Genomic DNA, 17,731 nt, shown 5'->3' with positions numbered 1-17,731 from the left:
CCGGCACCGGCCGGGGCGGCCCGGGGGAACCGGCGCGGACCTTGCCGACCCCGGACGGCCGCCACCCGTCCGACCGGGCCGGCGGGTCCCGGAGGTGACGCGGCGCCCGGACCGGACCGCGAACGGCGGCGCGCGAGCGGCGACGCGCCGCCGCCCGGGACCGGTCCGGGCGCAGGGGGCGGGGTTCAGTCGCGGACGCCGACCGTCCGTCCCGTGGCGTGGAACAGGGCCATCGGCAGCGCGCCGACGACCAGGCCGAGCAGCACCCCGCCGGGGTGCCGCACCGGGTGCGCGCCCAGCAGGCAGAGCCCGGCGAGCGCCAGCCCGGCCCAGCCGGCCAGCACGTTGACCACCGGGGAGGACCCGAAGACCGTCGGGAACCGCTCCGCCGTGACGCCCTTGGCGAAGTGGGGGGACGCGTTCGCGCCCAGCACCCCGGCCAGGAACGCGAGCAGTACTGCCTGCCACATGTCGGTCTCGCCCCTCCGTAGTGGAACCGCGGTCCGTGGTGGAACCGCGGTGGAGCACGTCGGACCTGCCGCCCCTAGAATCGGACTCGTGACTCCGATTCGACGATACGGACTGGCCACTCCGTTTTCAAGGGGGTGCCGGTGAACGCCCAGGGGGTGCCGGTGAACGCCCCCCGCCCCCTGCGCGCCGACGCGCAGCGCAACCGCGCGCGGGTCCTGGCTGCGGCCGAACAGGTCTTCGCCGAACGGGGCACCGCCGCCTCCACCGAGGAGGTCGCCCGAGCCGCGGGCGTCGGGGTCGGCACCGTCTTCCGGCACTTCCCGACCAAGGAGGCGCTGCTGCGGGCCCTCGTCCTGGAACGGCTCACCCGGATCGCCGCCGAAGCCCGCGCGCACGCCGAGGCACCGGACCCCGGGGCGGCCTTCTTCGACTTCTTCGCCGCCACCGTCCGCGGCTCGGCCAGCAAGCTCGAACTCGTCGACGCACTGGCCGAGTTGGGCGTCGACCAGGAGGAGACCACCGCACCGGTCGCCGCGGAGGTCGCCGGGGCCCTGGCCGGCCTGCTGCACCGGGCGCAGCAGGCCGGGGCGGTGCGCGCGGACGTCACCGTCGGCGACGTCGTCGCCCTGCTCGCCGGCGCCTCCCAGGCCCGCCGCCACACCCCCGACGACCGTCCGCTGACCGTCGTCCTGGACGGGCTGCGCGCCCGGGCGGCCACCCCGTAGCCCGGCCCGGCCCCCGGCCCCGGAGCCGTCAGACCCGGCGCTGGGACGTCAGCCCCGGCCCCGGAGCGTCAGACCTGGCCCAGCGCGGCGCGCAGCCGGCCGCGGGTGGCGGCGGCGGCCTCCCGGGTGACGGGGTCGTCGCTGCCGAGGGCGTCCCCGAGCAGCAGGTCGGCGGCGGCGACCACGGCGGCGGGCAGCACGACCTCGCGTAGGCCGAGCAGTTGGGCGGCGGCCTGGTGCCCGACGGACGGGGGCCCGGCGGGGCGGCCGTGGGGCTCGGCCGGTTCGGGGACGCGCGGGGGCGCCGGCGTGGGGTGCCCGCCCTGCGGGCGGCGCGGTTCGTTGATCACGGGCATGTTCCGTCCAACGGGTCACGGCCCGCGACGGTTACGCGGGCGGAACGTTCGGGTGGCCGGGCGGACCGGGCGGGCCGGGCGAAGGGGCCCCTGGCGGGGGCTCAGGAGGCGTGCCGCGCCCGCCGCTCCGGGACGGCGGCGGGAGCGGGCGCGGGGGTGGACGCACCGGGCGCGGACGCACCGGGGGCCGACACGCCGGGGGCCGACACGCCGGGAGCGGCGGGGGCGCCGAGGGCGGGGCGTTCGGGACGCGGGGCGAGCGTGCGGATCCCGTCCGGCGTGCGGGCGGGCTCGGCGGTGGCGTGCGCGGTGCGGATCCACCGGGCCAGGGCGTGGGCGAACTCCGGTCCGATCGCGGCGGCGTGCTGCAACTGGTCCAGGTCCCCGGGCCGGAGCGGCACTCCGGCGTCCGAGAGGGCGGCCAGCAGGGGTTGCAGCAGCGTCCACTGGAGGCGGACCACGGGCAGCGGGCTGGTATGCGCAGGCTCTGTCACGCCGGGTCCAACTGCCCGCCCCCGCCGGGGTCACGGCCCGCCCGCCCGGTTCCACCGCAGGGTGCAACGGGGCCCGCGCCCGTCGGCCGAGGCGCATCCCCGTCAGCCGAGACGCATCCCCGCCAGTCTCCGCAGCACGAAGCCGCCCAGCAGTGCGGCCCCGCCGGCGAGCAGACCGGCCGCGAGCGACTGCGGGCCGCCCGCGCCCGCCCACAGGGCGCCGGCGGCCGTCAGCGTGCAGAGCAGGGCGACGGCGGCGACCAGCGGTCGCGGACGGTGGGCGAGCCGGGCGACGGCCCCGGGGGCGTGGTCGAGCCGCCGGTCCAGCCGGGGGTCCGTCCGGCGCAGGTGGTGTTCGATCTCCGCGAGCAGGACGCGTTCCCGCGCGGTCAGTCGGGTGTCCATCGGGTCTGCCGCCTCTCGGGGACGGGGTGGGGGGTCAGCCCGGATCGCCGGGCAGTGCGGTCCGCCGGGCGGCGGCCGCGCCGGGCAGTGCCGTCGCACCGGGCAGTGCGGCAGCGCCGGGGGCGGCCTGCGGGTGGCGGCGGAGCCAGTACGGGTTGTCGTGCGGGAGGCCGCCGCTGACCCGGCCGTACATCCCGCAGGTGGCGATCAGCAGGCCGGCCACGAAGCTGAACAGGACGTTCGGGACGCGGAAGGCGAGCAGGTTGGCCGGGGAGTCCAGCAGCGCGAGGTTGACGAAGCCGCTGAGCACGAACAGCGTCCCGACCGCGATGGTGACGGTGGAGGCCGTGCGGCCGCCGACCAGCGCCGCGGCGAGCAGGACGGCGGCGGCGGCGATCGAGACCGTGCTGAGCAGGCCGTTGCTGGAGAGTCCGGCGACGCGTTCGCCCCGCGTCCCGAAGTAGGGCAGGCCGTCGGCGAGGCCGAGGGCGCCGAAGGCCAGCAGCACCAGGCCGCACAGGCCGGCCCCGAGGCGATGGATCCGGGACAGCCGGCGGTCGGCGGTCGGCGGGTCGTGGGGTCCCATGGCGGTTCTCCTCTCGGAGCGGCGGGCCGGGCCCGCCGCGTCTACCCCTCCTCCCGGAAAGGTTTCGCCGCGGGGAGGGTGCGCGTCCTCCCGCAGCGCTGGTGCAGCGTTTCGCGGGGCCCTCGGCCGCCGGACAACCGCTGCACCAACGCTGCGAACGGACAGCGAGGGCCACCGGGCCGCACACTCGTGGCATACCGTCCCCGCTCCCGCCCAGCCGTTCCCGTCCACCGTCCCCCCGTCCCCGTCCACCTGCTTCCGGAGGCCCTGATGCGGACGACCCCCGGCACCGACCCGGGGCTGCCGACCGGCGCGGTCGCGCGGCTCTTCGGGGTGTCGCCGACCACGGTGCGCTCCTGGGAGCGCCGGTACGGCATCGGCCCGACGGACCGGCAGCCCGGCCGGCACCGCCGCTGGCACGCCGGGGACGTCGCGCTGCTGGAGGCGATGTGCCGGCTGACCTCCCGCGGCCTCCCGCCGGGCGAGGCCGCCCGGGTCGCCCTGGCCGGCGACGGCCGCCCGCCCGGCGCCGACGGCGTTGCGCACCTCCCGGCCCCCGAGCTGCGTCCTCCGGCCCCTGAGCTGCGCCCTCCGGCTCCCGGCCCCCGTCCTCCGGCTCCCGAGCCGCCCCCTCCGGCGGACGGGGAGCGCCCGGCCGGCCGCGGGCTGGCCCGCGCGGCGCTGCGGCTGGACGCGCCGGAGGTGGCCCGCCTCCTCGACGAGGCGGTGCGGTCCCTCGGCACGGTGCGCGCCTGGACGGAGGTGATGGCCCCGGCGCTGCGGGCGGCCGGCCGCCGGTGGGCGGCGGACGGCGAGCGGTACGTCGAGGTGGAGCACCTGCTGTCCTGGCAGGTGTCGGCCGTACTGCGCTCGGTGGCACTGCGCCCGGCCGTCCCGGTCCTGGCGGGCCCGCCGGTGCTGCTCGCGGCGATGCCCGGCGAGCAGCACAGCCTGCCGCTGGAGGCGGTCGCGGCGGGGGCGGCGGAACGCGGCCTGCCGTCGCGCATGCTGGGCGCGGCCGTCCCGGCTCGGGCACTGCTGGACGCCCAGCGGCGGATCGGGCCGTCGGCCGTGCTGCTGTGGTCGCAGACCCCGCGAACGGCGGAGGAGCGCCTGGTCCGGCTGGTGGCCGAAGCGGCCTGGGGCCGGCGCGGAGCGCGGGCAGGCTCGGTCGTCCTGGCCGCCGGCCCCGGCTGGGGCCCGACCGGCCCCGCGGCGGCCGCCGCCGTCCCGCGCTCACTGGCGGCCGCCCTGGACCTGGCCGCCCGAGCCGTCGCCCGCTGACCCGGCAACTCCGGCTGCCCACCCTTCACCCGCCCCCGCCCGGCCCCATCCGTCGCGGGCGCGGCTCCGAATGCCTTCGTCATGTCTTTCGTCGTCCCGTCAGCGAGGAGGTTCCGGTGATCGAGGTGGTGCGGGAGATGCGGACGGTGCGCCCGGCGGGCGAGGTGGTGGAGTACCTGGCGGACTTCGCGCACGCCGCCGAGTGGGACCCGGGCACCGTGGAGTGCGTCCGGCTGGGGGCGGGTGGGCCGGGGCCGGGGGCGCGGTGGCGGAACGTGTCGGTGTTCCGGGGGCGGCGGACCGAGTTGGTGTACGAGCTGGTGTCCCGCGAGTCGGACCGGCTGGTGTTCGTCGGGCGCAACCGGACGGTCACGGCCTCGGACGAGATCCTGGTGGACCCGGCCCCGGACCGGGCCGGGGCCGTGGTGCGCTACCGGGCCCGGCTGCGCTTCCACGGCCTGGCCCGGCTGGCGGAGCCGTTCCTGCGGCGGGAGTTCGAGCGCCTGGCCGACGGGGTGGAGCGGCGGCTTCCCGAGGTGCTGGACCGGCTCTGACGGCGGGTCGGGGACGGCCGCGGGCGGGTTGCCCGTTCGGAGCAATCCGCGCGGGCGGGGGCGCCGAATGGGGGGCGTGGGGCCGCCGAGGGCGGCCCGGGAGCAACGGGAGGGCGCACGTGACGACACTCGGCACCGTTTCCACCGGGGGGTCCGTCCCGCCGCCGCCGCGCCGTCGGGCGCCGGTGCGGCGGGTGGCCGTGGTGGGTGCGGGGGTGGCGGGGCTGAGCGCGGCGTACGCGCTGGCGCGGGCCGGGGTGGTGGTGGAGCTGTTCGAGGCGGACGGCCGGCTGGGCGGGCACGCGCACACCCAGCGGACCACGGCCGCGGACGGCCGGGAACTGGCCCTGGACACCGGCTTCCTGGTGCACAACACCCGCACCTACCCGGAACTGGTGCGCCTGTTCGGCGAGTTGGGGGTGCGGACGCAGGACAGCGACATGAGCATGTCGGTCTCCTGCGCGGGCTGCGGCCTCGAGTACGCGGGCGCCCGCGGCCCCTCCGGGCTGCTGGCCACGCCGGGCAACCTGGCCCGCGGCCGGTACCTGCGGATGCTCGCCGAGGTGCCGCGCTTCCACCGCCTGGCCCGCGCCCTGCTGGCCGAGCCGGACCAGGGCACCCAGGCCGCCCAGGGCGCTCAGGCCCCCCAGGACGCCCAGGACGCCCAGGACGCCACGAGCGGTCCGAGCCTGCGCGAGTTCCTGGCCCGGCACGGCTTCTCGGCGTACTTCGTGCAGCACTTCATGACGCCGGTGGTGTCCGCGGTCTGGTCCTGCGCGCCCGACCTGGCCGGCGACTACCCGGCCCGCTACCTGTTCGCGTTCCTGGCCAACCACGGCCTGCTGAGCGTCACCGGCTCGCCCACCTGGCGCACCGTGGTCGGCGGCTCGGCGGAGTACGTGGAGCGGATCGCCGCCCACCTGGCCGCGCACGCCGGCACCGTGCACCGCGACGCGCCGGTGCGCGCGGTGCACCGGCACCCGGACGGCGTCACGGTCGCCACCGCGGACGGGCGGAGCAGCCGGGCGGACGCGGTGGTGGTCGCCGTCCACGCCGACCAGGCGCTGCGACTGCTGGCCGACCCGACCCGGGCCGAGCAGGAGGTGCTGGGCGCGTTCACCTACTCCCGCAACCCGACGGTGCTGCACCGGGACGCCTCGCTGCTGCCCCGGGCGGCCTGGGCGCGGGCCTCCTGGAACTACCGGATGCCGGGCTGCGACGCGCCCTCCGACCGGGTCCGGGTCAGCTACCACCTGAACCGGCTGCTGCGGCTGGGCGGCGCCGAGGACTACCTGGTCACCCTGAACGAGGAGGAGCGCGCCCCCGTCGCCGAGCCGCTGGTGGTCTCCCGCACCGTCTATGAGCACCCGGTCTACACCGCCCGCACGGTCGCCGCCCAGCAGCGGCTGCCCGAACTGGCCACCGGCCGCACCGCGTTCGCGGGGGCCTACCACGGCTGGGGGTTCCACGAGGACGGCTGCCGCTCCGGCCTGGCCGCCGCCGACCGGCTCCTCGCGGCGGTCGCCCCGTGAGCCTGAACGACCCCTCGCACAGCCCGGCCGCGCCGCACACCGCCCCGCACGCGCGACACAGCGCCCCGCACGCGCCGCACACCCCGGCCGCGCCGCACACCCCGGCCGCGCCGCACGCCGCACTGCCCGGCCGGTGGGGCGCGGTGCTGTACGAGACCCGCACCACGCACGTACGGGCCGCGCCGCGCCGGGTCTTCCGGCACCGCGGCTACCTGTGGCTGGTCGACCTCGACCGGCTGCCCGTACTGCCGTGGCCGCTGCGCCCGCTGGCCCGCTTCCTGCCCCGGGACCACGTCCTCGACCGGCGCCCCGGCCGTACAGCGGGCTCCCCCACCGTCCGGGGCGACCTGGAGCGCCACCTCGCCGCGCACGGCCTGGAGCTGGGCGGCGGCCGGGTGCTGATGCTCACCCAGGCCCGCTCGCTCGGGCACGTGTTCAACCCGCTGACGGTGTACTGGTGCCGGGACGCGGCGGGCGCGCCGCTGTGCACCGTCGCCGAGGTGCACAACACCTACGGCGAGCGGCACCGCTACCTGCTGCGGCCGGACTCGGCCGGGAGCGCGGAGACCGCCAAGGCGTTCTACGTCTCGCCGTTCCTGCCGCTCGACGGCCACTACCGCCTGCTGCTCCCGGAGCCGGACGACCGGCTGCACCTGGCGGTCCGGCTGGAGCTGCCCGCCGGTCGGGCGTTCACCGCCACGGTGACCGGCACCGGCCGCCCGGCGGGCCCGGCCGCCCTGCTCGGGACGGTCCTGCGGCACCCGTTCGCGACCTTCCTGGTCAGTTTGCGGATCCGGACCCAGGGCATCCGCCTGTGGCTGCTCGGCCTGCCCGTCCACCCCCGGCCCACCGGCCAGGCCACCGGTCAGGCCACCGACCGGGCCACCGGCCGCCCGACCGGACGCCCCGGCACCCGTCCCGCCGGCCGCCCCGACAGCCGTCCCCGCCCCCGTCCCCGTCCCGACAGCCGTCCCCCCGGCGACAGCCGTCGCCCCCGCACCGGAGAGGCCCCGCCCGCATGACCACCACCACCGCCCCCCTCCCGCCCGCCGTCGACCCGGCGCGCTGGCCGGACGTCGCCCGGGTGCCGCACGCCCCGCTGCGGGCCGCGGCGGCCGGGTGGCTGCTGCGCCGGGCGGCGGCCCGCCGCGGCCTGCGGGTCGAACTCCCGGGCGGGCAAACGCTGCTGGCCGCCCCGCCCGGGGCGCCGGTGCTGCGGCTGCACCGGCCGCGGGCGTTCCTGCACCGGGTCGGCGCGGGCGGCCTGATCGGCTTCGGCGAGTCGTACCAGGCGGGCGACTGGGACAGCCCCGACCTGGCCGGCCTGCTGACCGCGCTGGCCGCCCGCCCGGAGACCCTGGTGCCGCCCGGCGCGGGCCTGCTGCGCCGGCTGTACGTACGGCGGCCCCCGGCGGCGGAGCTGTCCACCGCGGACAACGCGCAGCACAACATCCACCGGCACTACGACCTGTCGAACGAGCTGTTCGCGCTGTTCCTCGACCCGACCATGTCGTACTCCTCGGCGGTGTTCTCCGACCCGTCCCCGGCCACCCGCCGGGCCGACCTGGTGCCCGCCCAGCACCGCAAGATCGACCGGCTGCTCGACCTGGCCCGGGTCGGCCCCGGCACCCGCCTGCTGGAGATCGGCACCGGCTGGGGCGAACTCGCCCTGCGCGCCGCCGCCCGCGGCGCCGAGGTGACCACCCTGACCCTCTCCGCCGAACAGCTCGCGCTGGCCCGCCGCCGGATCGCCGACGCCGGGCAGTCCGCGCGGGTCGACGTCCGGCTGTGCGACTACCGGCAGGCCCGGGGCTCGTACGACGCGATCGTCAGCTGCGAGATGATCGAGGCCGTCGGACGCCCGTTCTGGCCCGCCTACTTCACCGCCCTGGACGGGCTGCTCGCCCCCGGCGGCCGGGTCGCCCTGCAGGCCATCACCATGCCGCACGACCGGATGCTGGCCAGCAGCGGCACGTACACCTGGATCCTCAAGTACGTGTTCCCCGGCGGGCAGATCCCCTCGCTGCGGGCGATCGCCGACACCGCCGCCGCGCACACCCGGCTGCGGGTGGACAGCGCGGACGCGTACGGGCCGCACTACGCCGAGACGCTGCGGCTGTGGCGGGAGCGGTTCACGGCCGAGGCCGGGCAGGTCGCGGCGCTGGGCTTCGACCGGGTGTTCCGCCGGATGTGGGAGCTGTACCTGGCCTACTCGGAGGCCGGGTTCCGCTCCGGCTACCTGAACGTCCACCAGGTGCTGCTGAGCCGCGACGGCCTGCGGTGAACGCCGCCGCGTTCGGCACCGGCGCGGCCTGCGCCGCCGGGGCGGCCCTGCTGGTGATGCTGGCCGCGTTCGCGGTCGGCGTGCGCACCGGCCGCCACCGCGGCGTGGACGTGGCCTGGGGCCTGGCGTTCACCGCCGTCGCGCTGACCGGCTACGGGCTGTCCGCCGGGTACGGCGACGGGGGCCGCCGGGCGCTGGCCACCGTCCTGGTCGCGGTGTGGGGCCTGCGGCTCGCCGCCCACCTGTGGTGGCGGGCCCGCGGCCTGCCCGAGGACACCCGCTACGCCCGGATGCTCGCCAAGGCCCCGGCCGGCCCGGCCCGCACCCGGTACGCGCTGCGGATCGTCTACCTGCTGCAGGCCGCCCTGGTCTGGTTCGTCGCCCTCCCGGTGCTGGCCGCCCAGTACCTGCCCGACCCGCCCGGCGCCACCGCCTGGGCGGGCACCGCGCTCTGGGCGGTCGGCCTGTTCTTCGAGGCCGTCGGCGACGCCCAGCTCGCCCGGTTCAAGGCCGACCCGGCCCACCGCGGCCGGGTGATGGACCGCGGCCTGTGGCGGTACACCCGCCACCCCAACTACTTCGGCGACGCCTGCGTCTGGTGGGGCCTGTTCCTGCTGGCCGCCGACCACCCGATCGGCTGGGCCCTCGTCGGCAGCCCGCTGCTGATGACCTGGCTGCTCGCCTTCGGCAGCGGCAAGCCCATGCTGGAACGCCACCTCGCCACCACCGACCGCCCCGGCTGGTCCGAGTACCTGGCCCGCACCAGCCCCTTCCTGCCGCTACCGCCGCGCCGCGCCCGCTGACCGGTCAACCGAGCCGGGGGTCCGCCATCAGCACGACGCGGTCGGCCGCCGGATCGAACCCGAGCACCGGATGCCCGTGGTCGCCCTCGGCCGTCATGACCACCTGCCTGCCCAGCCCCCGTCCGACCGCGGCCAGGAACCGGCACAGCACGTCCACGCCCCGCTGGCCCTGGAGTTCGCGCAGGTCGACGTCGAAGTCGATCCCGTCGTCGGAGCCCGGACGGAAGATGACCAGCACGTCCGGCACCGGCCGGACCCGCAGATCGACCGTCACCGCGCCGGCGGGCCGCGCCAGCACCTGCGCCGCGGGGGGCAGCGGCCCCGGGACGTCGCCCTCCCGGTACTCCCACGCCCATCCGCTCGACCGGACCAGGTCGAACACGGCCTGCCAGTCCTCGACCGTGGTGCCCTCCACCCACACGTCCGGCAGCGCACCCATCAGGTCGGGGTCGAAGAAGTCCGCCACGTCGTCCCAGTACAGATCCGGCATCCCGCCATGCTGCCCGGCCGACCAGCCCGCAGCCCGATTTCCCCAGCCGGACCCCGCCGCCACCGCCACCACCGCCGCCACCCGGCAGAATGGGACGGTGCCGAAGAACCCGCCGGAACCGCCGACCGTCCAGGTGCCGACCGTCCAGGTGCCGACCGGTCTCGTCGTCCTGGTCGGCCCCCCGGCCTCGGGCAAGACCAGCTTCGTCCGGGCCCTGATCGCGGCCGGCCGGATCGACCCGGACGCCGTGGTCTCCAGCGACGCGATCCGGGCGGAACTCTTCGGCGCTGCGTCCCCCTCGGAAGCGGAGTCGGACGCGGCGGACGCCCGGGTCTTCGAAGAGCGCGACCGCCGGATCGCCGCCCGGCTCGCCGCCGGACGCAGCGCGGTCGCCGAGTCGACCAACGTCACCCCGCAGGCCCGCGCACGGCTCATCGCCCTCGCCGGGCGCTTCGACGCCCCGGTGACCGTGCTCCGCTTCGACCCGGGCCTCGACTGCCTCCTCGAGCAGTTCACCGAACGGGGCCGCGCCGACCTGACCGCCGACGACGTCCACGCCTACGCGGCGGTCATGGCCCGGGACGCCGGCGCCGACCAGCTCCGCGCCGAGGGCGCGACGGCCGTCCACGACGTCCCCGGACGCCGCCAGGCGGCCACGCCCGCCGAAGCGGCCGCGCGCTTCTCCTTCGCCTGACACCTCCGACGCAACCGGAAAAGCGTCAACCCCGCCGTTCTCCGGGCGACTTGGCGCGCCGCCGACTCACCCGCCGGTGATCCGCCCCGCCGCGACCGCCGCCCAGGAGCGCACGTTCTCGTCCTGGTCGGCCGCCAGCCGGCGCACCGCGGGCAGCACCCGGGCCTGGCGTGCGTACCCCAGCGTGGAGAGCGCCGCGATCCTGACCCGGGGAGCGGGGTCGTCCAACAGGCCGACCAGCACCTCGACCGCCTCCGGCACCCCGGCGGTGAGCGGTCCGAGCGCGCCCGCCGCCACGCGGCGCAGCCGCTCCACCGGGTCGGCGGCGGCCCCGGCCAGCAGCGGGAACTCCTGCTCCCGCGCGGCGAACCCGAGCAGCCACACCCCGGTGGCGCGCAGCGCGGCGTCCGGCTCCGCCAGGAGCGGCCGAACGGTCTCCCGGGCGGCGGCCGGATCGGCGCGGGCCAGTTCGACCAGCAGCGTGCTGAAGGAGTCCTGGTCGTCCCCCAGGTCCCGGGCGGAGGCCCGCAGCAGCACCGGCAGGGCCGCAGGGCCGCGGATGCCCGCGAGCACCTCGCCGATCAAGTCCCGTGCGTGGAAGGCCCCTTCGTCGAGCGCCCGGTCGAGGGCCGCTTCGAGCGGCGGGACGAGCGCGACGTCCCCCGCCCCGGAGAGTTCGGCCGTCGCGGCGGCCAACTCCTCGTGGTCCGAGTCGAGATCGACCACCAGCGCGAGGAACCGGTCGAGCCGGGCGGTGTCGGTCACGGCCGCAGCCTAACGACCGGCACCGACACCGCCCGGCTCCCACCTCGTCAGCTGAACGGCAGCAGCAGCACCGGTGCCCCGCTCGGATGCGCCGACCCGCCCGCCGGTTCGAGCGTGACGCCCACGCCCCCCGCCCCGTCGAGGGGGCCGGTGAGCAGCAGGGTGCCGCTGCCGGCGGGGAGCAGGCCCGCCGGGCGCATGGTGCCTGCGTCGTCGTACCAGAGCTGGTAGGTGCGGCCGGGGCCCGGGGCGGGGAGGCCGGTGGCGAGGAAGCCGGCCTGGCCGCGGGTGGTGGACCAGACGACGGTGCCGGTGCCGCCCGCGGGGGTGCTGGCGGTCGCGGTACGGGCGTCGGGCGCGGTGAGCAGGGCGGTGTCCGTCTGCTGCTGGGGGTCCCGGGCCGCTGCTGGTCCGCGGGCCCGCTCGGCCTCCTGGTGCTGCTGGACGGCGACCGCGCCGGCGCCGAGGGCCAGGGCGAGGCAGGCCGCGAGGGCGAACTTCGTGGCGTGGCGGGCGAGTCGGCCGCGAGCGGGGGCGGTGCGGGCGACCGGCGGTGCTTCCTGCCGGACGCCGGGGAGGGCGGCCAGGACCCGGTCCTTGAGCGCTGCGGGCGGGGTGACCGCCTCGGCGGCGCCGATCCGGGCCAGGGTGGCGGCGAACTCGGCGGTCTCCTGGGCGCAGGACGGGCAGTGGTCGAGGTGCCGTTCGAAGGCGTCGCGTTCGTCGGGGCCGAGCGCGTGGGTGGCGTACGCGCCGGTGAGGGTGTGCGGGTCGAGGGTGTTCACGCGCTCACTCCCAGGCAGTCGCGCATCCGGATCAGTCCGTCGCGCATCCGGGTCTTGACGGTGCCGAGCGGTGCGCCGAGCACCTCGGCGACCTCGGGGTAGCTGTAGCCCCGGTAGTAGGCGAGGGTCAGCGATTCCCGCTGGAGCTCGGTCAGCGTTCGCAGGCAGCGCCGCACCTGTTCCCGCTCCAGCCGGCCCTCGACCTGTTCGGCGACCTCGTCGTACGGGCTGCCGCCGTGGGTGGCGGTGGCGACCCGCCGGTCGCGGTCGGCGGCGGCCTGCGCGGAGCGGACCCGGTCGACGGCGCGCCGGTGCGCGATGGTCAGCACCCAGGGCAGGACTTCGCCGCGTTCGGCCCGGTAGCGGGCCGCGGTGCGCCAGACCTCCAGCAGGACCTCCTGGGTGACCTCCTCGGACTGGGCGGCGTCCCGCAGCACCCGCCGCACCAGGCCGAACACCGGCCCGGCGACGGCGTCGTAGAGCGCGGCGAACGCGTCCTGGTCGCCGCGCACCACCCGGGAGAGCAGTTCCCGCAGGTCCGGCCCGGGTCGGCGGGGCGGGGCGAGTGAGACCAGGTGGCTCATCCGGCCACCCCGCCACGGACGTTGCTGCGCTGCACCACGGGCACCTGGGCCTCCCCTACGGCGGCCGGAACTCCCGGCCGCGACGACTCGACAACACGACTGCACCCCTGTTCGTCACGGTCGCCCGTCCGGATTGCCCGCGCCGCCGAACCGTTTCACGCGCCCGCTTCTCCGCAACTCGCACCAATCCGGGCCCCGCCCCCCGCCGAATGCCGGACGTGGGCGAGCAGGACGCCCGGTACCGGCCCGGCACCGTCGGCGCCGCGCTGGAAACGCTCCGCCCTTTCCTTCCGCACGTCACCTTCCAGAAGAGGCACTTCCATGCGCATCTCCCTGCACCGCTCCCGCCCGTTCGCCGCCCTGTGCGCCGCCGGGGCGCTGGCCCTCACCCTGGGCGCGTGCAGCAGTTCGGGCTCCGCCGCCGACAGCGCGGCCCCGGCCCCGTCCTCCCCCGCCGCCGCGTCCCCCGCGTCCCCCGCCACCGTCGCCGACGGCCCGTTCGGCGCGGCCTGCGCGGCCGTGCCGAAGGACGGCGCCGGGTCGTTCAGCGGCATGGCCAAGGACCCGGTGGCCACCGCCGCCTCCAACAACCCGCTGCTGTCCACCCTGGTGGCGGCCGTCAAGCAGGCCGGGCTGGTCGACACCCTCAACTCGGCGCAGAACATCACCGTCTTCGCCCCCACCAACGACGCCTTCGCCAAGCTCCCGAAGGCCGACCTGGACGCCGTCCTGGCCGACAAGGCCAAGCTCACCAAGATCCTGACCTACCACGTGGCCCCGGACCGCCTCTCCCCCACCGCCCTGGCCGGCAAGCACCCCTCCCTGGAGGGCGCCGACCTGACCGTCAACGGCGCGGGCCAGGACTTCACCGTCAACGACGGCGCCAAGGTCCTGTGCGGCAACGTGCAGACCGCCAACGCGACCGTCTACATCGTCGACACCGTCCTGATGCCCACCTCCTGACCACCCGTCAGGACGCTTCCAGCACCCGGGCGATCAGGCCGTCCGGGCCCGGGAAACCGGTAACGGTCTCGGCCTGGCGTGCTGACAGCACCCTGTCGCACATCAGGCCCCCTTGGCGGCTTGGAGCCCCTTCCGGGCCGGCCGTAGAGATCCAAGGGTTACGCACAGGGGTACAGCTCTGCCCACAGCGTGTGGCACTGGTGGCGAAACGAGTGGCCGTACCTGTCGGCGGTGGCCAGAGCGGCCAGGACGGCGTCCACCACCACTGGATCGAAGTCGGACGAGACGGTTTCGAGTCGGTACCCGCCTCGAGGCATTCGAAGGATCCGCGTCTCGGAACCGGTGGCCTCGGTGAGGCGGACCGCCAGCGCTGCGGCAGCGTCCGCCAGTGCATCCCTCCGAATCAACTCGTCCCGTCCTTGGGGTCATCGGTGAAATCTGCCCAGCTCTCCGGAGAGGTCAGGTCCGGCAGCTTCGCAATGGCTTCCCGCCCGCCCCGGAGGGGGCGGACGAAGGCACCGAAGGCGTGCACGGAGATGACCCGCACCATTCGGCCCGAGCACTGGTCGTAGGCCGGGCACCCTTCTCGGGGCCTCCACTGCTCACTCATGCTCGAAACTGGCCGTGCGACTGTGCGAGTTGTCGGGGAACCCCGACGGCACCCCCGGCCGTGACCAGGTAAAACGCTGGGAGACCGGAAAGGTGGTCCCGGGCGACTACTGGGTCGGGCTGCTGGCCTCGGCCCTGGGAGTACCCAGCGCCGATCTCGAACAGGAGGCCAGGGCCACCCGAGCAGAGCGCCGCGCCGCCCACGCCGCCCACGGCGTTGCCGTGTCCGGCCCGCGAAAGGCGGAGTTGCTGGACATGCTTGCCGCAGTGGCCGGCGGCGACGAGTCGTACCTGTCCCGGAACATCGGTCCGTACGATCTCTCGATCGCCCTGGCGAACCTCGCCGACCGGGACCAGGGGACCAAACGCCGCCTGGTCCGCTGGTTGGACGGTGGATCCACCTCCCTGCTGCGCGGCAATGCGCAGGGCACCCTGTTCAAGACCCACCACCCCGATCTGATCGAGCGGGCCGAGCAGTCCATGCGGCATGACCAGGAGACCCGCCGACGCTGCATGCGTTGCTTCACCCGGCGGACCTTCGGACTCTCCTGGCCCGATGCCGCGCGCTACACGGCGGTGGCGGCTCCAGCCGCTGAACTCCACAGGCTCGGCCGGCTTCTGCACGATCCCCACGACGTTTCGAATCGCTGGTGCGCGGCGGTCTTTCTGGGAGAGGCTGTCGAGGGCGGCTCGGCCGCCGCCCGAGCCCTCCTGGTGGGGGCTCTGCATACGGAGCCCAGTAGGGAGACCTTGCGGGCGATCGGCTTGGGACTGAACGGAGAACGGCCTTGGAACTGATCATCCTTGGGGACAGGGGCGACGCGATGGCGGCGCTTGCGGAGATTGTCAAGGAACGGGGCATCACGAACGCGGCAGTGGTCTCGTGCGTCGGCGCAGCGCGGTCGTTCACGGTCTCCAACATGAAGGCTGACAATCCCAGGGAAGCGGTGCACACCTCCGGCCGTCTCGCGGAGGTCGCCGGAAACGGTGAGATCCGCGACGGCGTTCCGAACATTCACGTGACGTGCGGTCTGGAAGGCGGTCAGGCCGTGGCGGGGCACCTTGAGACGGCGGAGGTCGGTGGCCCGTACAGCCTGCACGTCTACCTTCAGCAACTCTGAAAGCTCGGGTGAGACCTCAAGAGGCTTCCAGCACCCGGGCGATCAGGCCGTCCACGTCCAGGTGGTCGCGCTCGTGGCCGGCCGGGACGAGGGAGTAGCACTCGACCAGGAAGCCGGTGACGATCTCGGCGGGGATGCTGACCACCGCCTCCCCGGTGCCGCCGTGCAGGGTGACCAGCACCTCGCCGGTGGCTCCCGGGCGGACGGTGACGTCGCCGTGTCCGGCGGGGGCGAGGCGTCCTTCGTTGAGCAGGTCGCGGCCGAACACCCACTCCACGGCCTCGATCCGGCCCACCGGAGGAAAGACGAGCCGGACGGCGTAGGGCAGCGAGGTGTCGAAGTGCAGCCCGGCCTCCACCGCCAGGTCGGGGTGCGGGCTGTGCGGGAGGGTGACGGCGGTGGACCAGCAGGTGGCGACGGCCATGCGGGGCGGCTTCCTTCCAGAGGGCGGCGGGCGGTGCCGAAAGCTGACGGCACGAGCCCGACTACCCGCCGGGCCCGGGGATCCGCACATCGACGCAGAACCTTCACCGATACCCTTCGCTCACCACACGAACGGCCCAGTCCGGTGACGGTGGGATGTGTTGGGGTGGAGCCGTCGATCACGGCGGAGCAGAGGAGTGGAGCGGGCATGGACCGGAAGCAGTGGCGGGAGTTCCTGGAGCTGTGGAGCGCCGAGTGGATCACGGCCAAGCAGGCCGACCCCGATGCCGACCCGATCGCCCCCGAGGTGCTCCGGGACGGCTGGCTCGGCTTCTCCCCCGCCACCGAGGCCGAGGTCGCCGCCGCCGAGGCCCGCCTCGGCCGCCCGCTGCCACCCTCGCTGCGCGAGTTCCTGCTGGTCAGCAACGGTTGGCGGGACGCCGGGCCGTTCATCCAGCAACTGGCCGGCGCCGCCGAGTTGGACTGGCTGCGGGACACCTCGGAGCGCCACTGGATCGACATCTGGGAAGAGCTGGCCGGCCTGACCGAGGACGAGGATGAAGAGGAGGACGAGGAAGAGGAGGACGACTACGACGAGGACGAAGAAGAAGAGGACGACGAGGACGAGTACGACGAAGTCGCGCTCGCCGAGGCCCGGATCCTGGCCCGTTCGCTGCGGCTGTCCCTGGCCGGTGACGCCGCGGTGCTGCTGCTCGACCCGGAGGACGTGGACGCGGACGGCGAGTGGGCGGGCTACTGGCTGGCGTCCTGGTCCGGCAACGGGCCGCAGCGCCACGCGTCCTTCGCCGAGCTGATCCGCGACCTGTGGCGCACCATGCACGCGCTCGACAAGCCGGCCGGGCCGACCCGGGACCACTGGGACGCCGAGGTGGAGCGCGCCCGCCGGGCGGCGCTCGCGGGCGAGCTCGACCTGGCGCTGGAACTGCTGGGGGAGGCAAAGGAGTTCGGCCGGCCGCGGACCCGCCTGCTGCTCCAGCAGTTGCAACTGCTGCTGGACGGCTGGGAGAACGCGCGACGCGGCGTCCCCTGGAACCGGCAGGAGGCGGAGGTGTTCCTGGCCGAGCCGCTGCTGTCCGAGGGCTTCCTGCCACTGCTGGTCCGGCTGGTCCGCGAGGCGGAGGACCACGAGCCGTACACCCTGGACAAGCTCCGCGGGGGCGGCCCGCGGGTGCTGCGGGAGGCGCTCGCCGACTACGAGGCGATGGCCGAGCCCGGTTTCCGGTTCCGCTACGGCCCGCCGGAGTTCGACGCGGCCGTGCAGACGGTGCTGGACGGGCTCACCGCGCACCTGGACGAGCGGCGGGCGGCGGCCGAGCAGCGGGCGGCCGCCGAGGAGGCGGCCCGGAAGGGCGCGGGGGTCCGGATCGTGCTGTCGACCGCGCCCACCGTCCTGCCGCCGGACCACGCCCTCCACTCCGACGGGTCCGGGGCCGAGGGGCCGCGCTCCGGGGTGTCGGCCGGGTACGAGCCCTTCCCGGAGGAGCCCGACCCCCGCTTCATCCGGCCCCGGCCGGAGATCGCACCGGAGGTCGCCGAGCGGGCCTGGTCGGAGCTGCTGGCGGCGCTGCCGCTGTGGCGCCCGGCGGGCCCGGACCACCTGGCGCCGGTCTCGCTGCTGGCCGATCCGCTGCTGGGCGAGCTGATCACCCGGGAGCGGGCCCGGGAGTTGCTCTCCCTCCCGCGAGGCTGACCACCCGCCCGGCGCGCGTGACGCCACCCCGCCGCAGGCGTCACGCGCGCCCCGGGCCCGACCGGGCGACTTCACCGCCACCACCCCCGGGC

At 76.1% G+C, this 17,731-nt stretch carries 21 protein-coding genes and 1 pseudogene; 12 read left to right on the top strand and 10 right to left on the bottom strand.

Annotated features, from left to right (window positions below):
* Positions 1 to 185: 185 nt before the first annotated feature.
* Positions 186 to 470: a hypothetical protein gene (locus tag ACFUEL_RS16780; RefSeq protein ID WP_380237015.1), complete on the bottom strand. Its 285-nt coding sequence runs from the start codon at positions 468 to 470 to the stop codon at positions 186 to 188.
* A gap of 141 nt (positions 471 to 611) precedes the next feature.
* On the opposite strand from ACFUEL_RS16780, the gene ACFUEL_RS16775 reads away from it, so the two are divergent.
* The gene (locus tag ACFUEL_RS16775) at positions 612 to 1,196 is read left to right on the top strand and encodes a TetR/AcrR family transcriptional regulator (protein ID WP_380237013.1); all 585 of its coding nucleotides are present in this window, start codon (positions 612 to 614) and stop codon (positions 1,194 to 1,196) included.
* 68 nt (positions 1,197 to 1,264) lie between these two features.
* Here ACFUEL_RS16775 and ACFUEL_RS16770 read toward each other — a convergent pair whose 3' ends face one another.
* The 4 genes from ACFUEL_RS16770 to ACFUEL_RS16755 form a co-directional block, all read right to left on the bottom strand.
* Positions 1,265 to 1,546, bottom strand: a complete 282-nt coding sequence (locus ACFUEL_RS16770; RefSeq protein ID WP_380237012.1) for a hypothetical protein — start codon at positions 1,544 to 1,546, stop codon at positions 1,265 to 1,267.
* A gap of 107 nt (positions 1,547 to 1,653) precedes the next feature.
* The gene (locus tag ACFUEL_RS16765; RefSeq protein ID WP_380237011.1) at positions 1,654 to 2,046 is read right to left on the bottom strand and encodes a hypothetical protein; all 393 of its coding nucleotides are present in this window, start codon (positions 2,044 to 2,046) and stop codon (positions 1,654 to 1,656) included.
* A gap of 102 nt (positions 2,047 to 2,148) precedes the next feature.
* Positions 2,149 to 2,451 (bottom strand): DUF3040 domain-containing protein, encoded by a 303-nt coding sequence (locus tag ACFUEL_RS16760; RefSeq protein ID WP_380237010.1) that lies wholly within the window; start codon positions 2,449 to 2,451, stop codon positions 2,149 to 2,151.
* A gap of 34 nt (positions 2,452 to 2,485) precedes the next feature.
* Entirely contained in the window at positions 2,486 to 3,037 is a 552-nt protein-coding gene (locus tag ACFUEL_RS16755) for a DUF4383 domain-containing protein (protein WP_380237009.1), read from the bottom strand.
* 270 nt (positions 3,038 to 3,307) lie between these two features.
* Here ACFUEL_RS16755 and ACFUEL_RS16750 point away from each other — a divergent pair, with 270 nt between their 5' ends.
* The 6 genes and pseudogenes from ACFUEL_RS16750 (at position 3,308) to ACFUEL_RS16725 (ending at position 9,494) form a co-directional block, all read left to right on the top strand.
* Positions 3,308 to 4,321 carry a MerR family transcriptional regulator gene (locus ACFUEL_RS16750; protein WP_380237008.1) on the top strand — a complete coding sequence of 338 codons (1,014 nt, stop codon included), beginning with the start codon at positions 3,308 to 3,310 and terminating at the stop codon, positions 4,319 to 4,321.
* A 116-nt stretch (positions 4,322 to 4,437) separates the two neighbouring features.
* Positions 4,438 to 4,875 carry an SRPBCC family protein gene (locus ACFUEL_RS16745; RefSeq protein WP_380237007.1) on the top strand — a complete coding sequence of 146 codons (438 nt, stop codon included), beginning with the start codon at positions 4,438 to 4,440 and terminating at the stop codon, positions 4,873 to 4,875.
* 194 nt (positions 4,876 to 5,069) lie between these two features.
* Entirely contained in the window at positions 5,070 to 6,407 is a 1,338-nt protein-coding gene (locus ACFUEL_RS16740) for an NAD(P)/FAD-dependent oxidoreductase (RefSeq protein ID WP_380237006.1), read from the top strand.
* Positions 6,408 to 6,550: 143 nt separating this feature from the next.
* Positions 6,551 to 7,255, top strand: a pseudogene (locus ACFUEL_RS16735) (DUF1365 domain-containing protein); the annotation flags it as partial.
* 170 nt (positions 7,256 to 7,425) lie between these two features.
* A complete protein-coding gene (locus ACFUEL_RS16730) occupies positions 7,426 to 8,691 on the top strand; it encodes a class I SAM-dependent methyltransferase (RefSeq protein WP_380237005.1) in 1,266 nt (421 codons plus the stop codon).
* A gap of 56 nt (positions 8,692 to 8,747) precedes the next feature.
* A complete protein-coding gene (locus ACFUEL_RS16725; protein ID WP_380237016.1) occupies positions 8,748 to 9,494 on the top strand; it encodes a DUF1295 domain-containing protein in 747 nt (248 codons plus the stop codon).
* 4 nt (positions 9,495 to 9,498) lie between these two features.
* Here ACFUEL_RS16725 and ACFUEL_RS16720 read toward each other — a convergent pair whose 3' ends face one another.
* A complete protein-coding gene (locus ACFUEL_RS16720) occupies positions 9,499 to 9,984 on the bottom strand; it encodes a hypothetical protein (RefSeq protein ID WP_380237004.1) in 486 nt (161 codons plus the stop codon).
* Between the two features lie 97 nt (positions 9,985 to 10,081).
* Between ACFUEL_RS16720 and ACFUEL_RS16715 the strand changes: the two genes are divergently transcribed.
* Positions 10,082 to 10,678, top strand: coding sequence for an AAA family ATPase (locus ACFUEL_RS16715; protein ID WP_380237003.1), 597 nt, complete (start codon positions 10,082 to 10,084; stop codon positions 10,676 to 10,678).
* Positions 10,679 to 10,744: 66 nt separating this feature from the next.
* Here ACFUEL_RS16715 and ACFUEL_RS16710 read toward each other — a convergent pair whose 3' ends face one another.
* The 3 genes from ACFUEL_RS16710 to ACFUEL_RS16700 are packed head-to-tail and all read right to left on the bottom strand — an operon-like array spanning position 10,745 to position 12,812.
* Positions 10,745 to 11,443, bottom strand: a complete 699-nt coding sequence (locus ACFUEL_RS16710) for a HEAT repeat domain-containing protein (protein WP_380237002.1) — start codon at positions 11,441 to 11,443, stop codon at positions 10,745 to 10,747.
* Positions 11,444 to 11,490: 47 nt separating this feature from the next.
* The gene (locus ACFUEL_RS16705) at positions 11,491 to 12,228 is read right to left on the bottom strand and encodes an anti-sigma factor domain-containing protein (RefSeq protein WP_380237001.1); all 738 of its coding nucleotides are present in this window, start codon (positions 12,226 to 12,228) and stop codon (positions 11,491 to 11,493) included.
* On the bottom strand, positions 12,225 to 12,812 hold the full coding sequence (locus ACFUEL_RS16700; RefSeq protein WP_380237000.1) for a sigma-70 family RNA polymerase sigma factor: 588 nt from the start codon (positions 12,810 to 12,812) through the stop codon (positions 12,225 to 12,227). The genes ACFUEL_RS16705 and ACFUEL_RS16700 overlap by 4 nt, the downstream gene beginning before the upstream one ends.
* A gap of 321 nt (positions 12,813 to 13,133) precedes the next feature.
* Between ACFUEL_RS16700 and ACFUEL_RS16695 the strand changes: the two genes are divergently transcribed.
* From ACFUEL_RS16695 to ACFUEL_RS16685, 3 genes are all read left to right on the top strand, one after another.
* Positions 13,134 to 13,775, top strand: a complete 642-nt coding sequence (locus tag ACFUEL_RS16695) for a fasciclin domain-containing protein (protein ID WP_380236999.1) — start codon at positions 13,134 to 13,136, stop codon at positions 13,773 to 13,775.
* 624 nt (positions 13,776 to 14,399) lie between these two features.
* The gene (locus tag ACFUEL_RS16690; RefSeq protein ID WP_380236998.1) at positions 14,400 to 15,182 is read left to right on the top strand and encodes a hypothetical protein; all 783 of its coding nucleotides are present in this window, start codon (positions 14,400 to 14,402) and stop codon (positions 15,180 to 15,182) included.
* Positions 15,173 to 15,505 carry a PCC domain-containing protein gene (locus ACFUEL_RS16685; protein WP_380236997.1) on the top strand — a complete coding sequence of 111 codons (333 nt, stop codon included), beginning with the start codon at positions 15,173 to 15,175 and terminating at the stop codon, positions 15,503 to 15,505. Before ACFUEL_RS16690 ends, ACFUEL_RS16685 begins: the two co-directional genes overlap by 10 nt.
* A 16-nt stretch (positions 15,506 to 15,521) precedes the next feature.
* Here ACFUEL_RS16685 and ACFUEL_RS16680 read toward each other — a convergent pair whose 3' ends face one another.
* A complete protein-coding gene (locus ACFUEL_RS16680; RefSeq protein WP_380236996.1) occupies positions 15,522 to 15,929 on the bottom strand; it encodes an SsgA family sporulation/cell division regulator in 408 nt (135 codons plus the stop codon).
* Positions 15,930 to 16,136: 207 nt separating this feature from the next.
* On the opposite strand from ACFUEL_RS16680, the gene ACFUEL_RS16675 reads away from it, so the two are divergent.
* Positions 16,137 to 17,639 carry an SMI1/KNR4 family protein gene (locus ACFUEL_RS16675; protein ID WP_380236994.1) on the top strand — a complete coding sequence of 501 codons (1,503 nt, stop codon included), beginning with the start codon at positions 16,137 to 16,139 and terminating at the stop codon, positions 17,637 to 17,639.
* The last annotated feature ends 92 nt before the right edge of the window (positions 17,640 to 17,731 follow it).

Source organism: Kitasatospora sp. NPDC057198, assembly GCF_042670125.1.
Taxonomy (GTDB): domain Bacteria; phylum Actinomycetota; class Actinomycetes; order Streptomycetales; family Streptomycetaceae; genus Kitasatospora.
This window is presented reverse-complemented; position numbering and strand designations above follow the sequence as displayed.